The 5473-nt window shown below is 65.3% G+C and carries 4 protein-coding genes and 1 pseudogene; 4 read left to right on the top strand and 1 reads right to left on the bottom strand.

Annotated elements, in window-relative coordinates:
* From ACU0BR_RS13655 to ACU0BR_RS13645, 3 genes are all read left to right on the top strand, one after another.
* Positions 1-1050, top strand: a 1050-nt coding sequence (locus ACU0BR_RS13655; RefSeq protein ID WP_446157386.1) for a TRAP transporter large permease, incomplete at its 5' end; no start/stop codon positions are given.
* Positions 1051-1058: 8 nt separating this feature from the next.
* Positions 1059-1835 carry an enoyl-CoA hydratase/isomerase family protein gene (locus ACU0BR_RS13650; protein WP_446157385.1) on the top strand — a complete coding sequence of 259 codons (777 nt, stop codon included), beginning with the start codon at positions 1059-1061 and terminating at the stop codon, positions 1833-1835.
* A complete protein-coding gene (locus ACU0BR_RS13645; RefSeq protein WP_446157384.1) occupies positions 1832-3037 on the top strand; it encodes a CaiB/BaiF CoA transferase family protein in 1206 nt (401 codons plus the stop codon). The genes ACU0BR_RS13650 and ACU0BR_RS13645 overlap by 4 nt, the downstream gene beginning before the upstream one ends.
* Before the next feature lie 114 nt (positions 3038-3151).
* Here ACU0BR_RS13645 and ACU0BR_RS13640 read toward each other — a convergent pair whose 3' ends face one another.
* On the bottom strand, positions 3152-4669 hold the full coding sequence (locus ACU0BR_RS13640; RefSeq protein ID WP_446157383.1) for a malonate--CoA ligase: 1518 nt from the start codon (positions 4667-4669) through the stop codon (positions 3152-3154).
* Positions 4670-4981: 312 nt separating this feature from the next.
* On the opposite strand from ACU0BR_RS13640, the pseudogene ACU0BR_RS13635 reads away from it, so the two are divergent.
* Positions 4982-5473: pseudogene (locus ACU0BR_RS13635) on the top strand (putative DNA modification/repair radical SAM protein); the annotation flags it as partial.

Genomic DNA, 5473 nt, shown 5'->3' with positions numbered 1-5473 from the left:
CGGCTGATCAACTTCGTCGGCGCGCTGATCGGCTTCATCCGCGGCGGGCTGGCGATGGTCAACATCGGCGTGTCGCTGTTCTTTGCCGAGATCTCGGGCTCGGCCGTGGCCGATGTGGCGGCGATGGGGTCGATCCTGATCCCGCAGATGAAAAAGCGCGGCTACTCCAAGGAGCTTTCGGCGGCGGTCACCTCCTCCTCCGCCTCGCTGGCGATCATCATCCCGCCGTCGATCCCGATGATCCTCTACGCGGCCTCGGCCAACACCTCGGTCGAGCAGCTCTTCGTCGCGGGCGTGGTGCCGGGGCTGCTGGGCGCGGGCGGTCTGATGGGCGTGGCCTACATCTTCGCGCGCCGCTACAACCTGCCGACCGAAGAGGCGTTCAACATGCCCCGCGTGCGCGAGACCTTCATCGACGCGCTGCCCGCCTTCGGCCTGCCGGTCATCATCCTGGGCGGCATCTTCGGCGGTTTCGTCACCGCGACAGAGGCCGCGGGCCTCGCCGTGATCGCGGCGCTGATCGTCTCGGCCTGGTATCGCCAGGTGGACCTCAAACACCTCAAGCGCGCGATGCTGGACGGCGGCATGCAGACGGCGGTGGTGATGCTGCTGGTCGCGGCCTCTGTGCTGATGGGCGGCTTTCTGACGCGTGCGCAGATCCCGCAGCAGATCGCGCAGGGCATCCTCGACATCACCACGCAGCAATGGCTGATCTTGCTGATCCTGAACTTCTTCTTCCTGATCATCGGCTTCTTCCTGCATTCGGCCGCGGCGATCATCCTGGTGGTGCCCATCGTGATCCCGCTGATCCAGGCGGCGGGGATCGACCCGGTGCACTTCGGCCTTGTCGTTACGCTGAATCTCGCGATCGGACAGCAGACGCCGCCGGTGGCCTCGGTGCTGATCACCTCCTGCGCGGTGGCGCGCGCCAACATCTGGGAGGTGTCGAAGGTCAACCTGCCTTTCGTCGGCGTGCTGCTGGCGGTGCTGCTGCTGTGCACCTACGTGCCCGCCGTGCCGCTGTTCCTGGTGGAGTATTTCTACAGATGAGAAACGATATGGAAGATGAACTGATCCATGAGATCCGCGAAGGGGTGATGTGGATCACCTTCAACCGCCCGCAGGCGCGCAACGCGATGACCTTTGCGATGTACCAGGGGCTGGCCACCCTGTGCGCGGGCGTGCCGACCGACGGCACGATCAAGGCGCTGGTCCTCCACGGCGCGGGCGGCAAGGCCTTCGCCGCGGGCACCGACATGACCCAGTTCCGCGCGTTTCAATCGGCGCAGGACGCGCAGGACTATGAGGCCAGGATCGCCACGGTGCTGGAGGCGGTGGAACGCTGCCCCCTGCCGACCATCGCCGCGATCCACGGCGCCTGCACCGGCGGCGGCGCCTCGATCGCGTCGGCCTGCGATCTGCGCATCGCTTCGGCCCGGCTGAAGTTCGGCTTTCCCATCGCGCGCACCCTGGGCAACACGCTTGCCGCCGCCAACCTGGCGCGGCTGTCGGACCTGATCGGCGCGGGGCGTGTGAAGGAAATGATCTTCACCGCCCGCCTGATGGAGGCCGAAGAAGCCCTGGCCACGGGCCTGGTGTCCGAGGTGCTGGACGACGAGCCCGCGCTGATGGCCCGCGCCGCGGCGCTGGCGCAGCACGTGGGCGGCATGGCGCCGCTGACCCTGCGCGCCACCAAGGAGGCCATGCGCCGCAACCGCGACGCCATCCGCGTGGACGACGCCGACCTGATCGAAATGTGCTACATGAGCGCCGATTTCCGCGAAGGGATGGAGGCGTTCCTCGGCAAGCGCACACCGGACTGGAGCGGCAGATGACCGAAAAGACCGGCCCGCTGAAGGGCATGCGCGTGGTCGAGCTGGCCCATATCATGGCAGGCCCGGTCTGCGGCATGATGCTGGCGGACATGGGCGCCGACGTGATCAAGGTGGAAAAGCCCGACGGCGACGACACCCGGCGCTTCGTCCCGCCCGAGATCGGCGGCGAGTCGGCCGCCTACATGATGATGAACCGCAACAAACGCGGCATCGCGCTGAACCTCAAGGATGCACAGGCCGTCGCGGCGCTGCAAAAGCTGCTGGCCGAGGCCGATGTGGTGATCGAGAACTACCGCATGGGCACGATGGAAAAGCTGGGCATGGGCTATGAAACGCTGCGCGCCCTCAATCCCCGGCTGGTCTATTGCGAGATTTCGGGCTTCGGGCGCACCGGCCCCTATGCCGAACGCGGCGGCTTCGATCTGATCGCGCAGGGCATGTCGGGGCTGATGTCGATCACCGGCGAAGGGCCGGGCCGCCCGCCGGTCAAGCCGGGGGCGCCGATTTCCGACATCACCGCCGGGCTGATCGCCGCGATGGGTTGCTGCGCCGCCTATGCCAGCGCGCAGGCGACGGGTCAGGGGCAAAAGGTCGACACCTCGCTCTTCGAGGCGGGGATCACCCTGACCTATTGGCAATCGGCCATCGCCTTTGCCACCGGCGTGGCGCCGGGACCGCTGGGATCGGCCCACCCGCTGAATGCGCCCTATCAGGCGTTTCAGACGGCGGACGGCTGGATCAACGTGGGTGCCGCGAACCAGCGCAACTGGCTGCGGTTCCTCGATGTCATCGGCGCGCCCGAACTGGACGCCGACCCGCGGTTTTCATCGAACCAGAACCGCATGGAAAACCTGCCCGCCCTGGTCGACCTGCTGAACGACCGGCTGCGCAGCGACACGACGCAGACATGGCTGGATCGGATGGAGGCCGCGGGCCTGCCCGCCGGACCGGTCCTCGACATCCCGCAGATGCACGCCGATCCGCAGGCGCTGGCCCGCGACATGATCGTCGAGACCCAGCACCCCAAGGCCGGCGCGGTCAAATCCATCGGCCTGCCGGTGAAGTTTTCCCAAACCCCGGGCGCCGTCACCCGGCCCGCGCCGCTGCTGGGCCAGCACAGCCGCGAAGTCCTCGCCGAGGCGGGCTATCCCGCCGACGCCATCGAGGCCCTGATCGAAAGCGGCGCCGTCATCGCGGCCTGACCCGCCGCGCGCGTTGCACGATGCTTGGCATCACGAGTATTTTGGCCAAGAAGAAGCCGGGGATTCTTCTTGGTACAAATACTCATGCCCGGCAGTCACCGATGCGCGCGCAGGTCAGCCGGGTGCCGTGAAAAGCCCGGCGTACACGTCGCGCAGCACGTTTTTCTGAACCTTACCCATGGTGTTGCGCGGCAGCTCGTCCGCGACGATCAGTTTCTTCGGCTGCTTGTAGCGCGCGAGCTTTCCCGCCATGGCGGCCTCGATCGCGGCAAGGTCGGGGCCATTGTCCCTGGGCACCAGCACGCCGACGACGGCCTCTCCGAAATCGGGATGCGGCACGCCGATGACGGCCGATTCCAATACCCCCGGCTGATCGTCCAGCACCAGCTCGACCTCTTTGGGATAGACATTGAACCCGCCCGAGATGATCAGATCCTTGCCGCGTCCGACGATGGCGACATAGCCATCCTCATCCACGCGGCCCAGATCGCCGGTGATGAAAAAGCCGTCGTCGCGCAGTTCCTCGCGGGTCTTTTCGGGCATCTGCCAATAGCCCTTGAACACATTCGGCCCGCGCACCTCGATCACGCCAATCTCGCCCTGCGGCAGCTCCTGTCCGGATGAGGGATCACAGATCTTCAGCTCCACCCCCGGCAGGGGAAATCCCACGGTCCCCGCGCGGCGCTCGCCCTCATAGGGGTTGGAGGTGTTCATGTTCGTCTCCGTCATGCCGTAGCGCTCGAGGATGCGGTGGCCCGTGCGCTGCTCGAACGCTACATGGGTTTCCGCCAGCAGCGGTGCGCTGCCCGAGATGAAGAGCCGCATATGCCCCACCAGATCGCGGTTGAACCGCGCGTCGCCCAGCAGGCGGGTGTAGAAGGTCGGCACCCCCATCATGGCGGTGGCGCGGGGCAGTTGGGCGATCACTTCTTCCAGGTCGAATTTCGGCAGGAAGATCATCGCGCCGCCCGTCAACAGCATGATGTTGCTGGCTACGAACAGCCCGTGCGTGTGAAAGATCGGCAGCGCGTGCAGCAGCACGTCATCGCCGGTGAAGCCCCAGTGATCGACCAGCACCTGTGCATTGGACAACAGGTTTTCCTGCGTCAGCATCGCCCCCTTGGAGCGCCCCGTCGTGCCGGAGGTATAGAGGAAGGCCGCCAGATCATCAGCCTCACGCGCGACGGTCTCAAACTGATCGGGGGCCGAGGCTGCGCGGTCCGCAAAACTGCCATCGTTTTCGGTGCCCAGCGTCTCAAGCTGGCAGCCCGTATCCTTGGCCAGCGGCGCCATCTCATTGCGCCGCGCAGGCTGGCAGACAAAAGCCGCCGCCCCGCTGTCGGTCACGAAATAGCGCACCTCCTCCGCCGTATAGGCCGGGTTCAGCGGCAGAAAGATCACCCCCGCCTGCACGCAAGCGGCATAGAGCGCCAGCGCATCGGCGGATTTGTCGATCTGCACCGCCAGCCGGTCGCCCGGCTTCACCCCCAGCTCGGACAGCACATTGGCAAAGCGGCCCGCCCGGCTGAGAAAGCCCGCATGGGTCAGCGTCACCCCGCCCTCAAGGTGCAAAAAGGCGGTCGTCTTGCCCGCGTGACGGCCAAACAGAGTGTCATAAAGGGGGTTTGCCATCACAGTGCTCCTCACGTGTTGTTCTTGGGAAAGCCGATTGCCTCCTCGCGGAATTACAACCGTATTACGCAGGGTAATGCAAGCAGGCGGAGGGCTGCGTATGGCTGCGGTGAGGGGAAATGTTGAACCGAGGCAATAGCTTGTAGGGCGACACTCAAATGCGTCGCCCTGCGGATTAGCGGCCCGTAGCCAGACGCGCAGCAACCCCGACCGCGCGAAATCTTCCCGCCCCCTCAGCAGCCCCCCGCGCAAATTGTCGCGGCATTAAGATAGATTAATGACGCCGCTCCGTTGAGAACATATATAGAACGCATGACCAAACAGACACTCGATCGAAAACTGGCGATTCTCAGCGATGCGGCGAAATACGACGCCTCCTGCGCCTCCTCGGGCTCCACCAAGCGCGACTCGCGCGATGGCAAGGGGCTGGGCTCCAACGAAGGCAGCGGCATCTGCCACGCCTACGCCCCGGACGGGCGGTGCATCAGTCTGCTCAAGATCCTGATGACCAATTTCTGCATCTATGATTGCAGCTATTGCATCAACCGGGTGTCCTCCAACGTGGAGCGCGCCCGCTTTAGCGTGGACGAAGTGGTCAAGCTCACGATCGAGTTCTACCGCCGCAATTACATCGAAGGGCTGTTTCTCTCCTCCGGCGTGATCCGTTCGCCCGATGCGACCATGTCCGACATGGTGCAGATCGCCCGCAAGCTGCGCCACGAGGAGACTTTTCGCGGCTATATCCATCTCAAGACGATCCCGGACGCCCCCCCTGAGTTGATCGAGGAAGCCGGGCGGTTGGCG

This window comes from Brevirhabdus sp., assembly GCF_052826345.1.
This window is presented reverse-complemented; position numbering and strand designations above follow the sequence as displayed.

Excerpts from the sequence above, each read along its gene's own strand:
- ACU0BR_RS13650 (WP_446157385.1), top strand. The coding sequence starts at position 1,059 with ATGGAAGATGAACTGATCCATGAGATCCGCGAAGGGGTGATGTGGATC.
- ACU0BR_RS13645 (WP_446157384.1), top strand. The coding sequence starts at position 1,832 with ATGACCGAAAAGACCGGCCCGCTGAAGGGCATGCGCGTGGTCGAGCTG.
- ACU0BR_RS13640 (WP_446157383.1), bottom strand. The coding sequence starts at position 4,669 with ATGGCAAACCCCCTTTATGACACTCTGTTTGGCCGTCACGCGGGCAAG.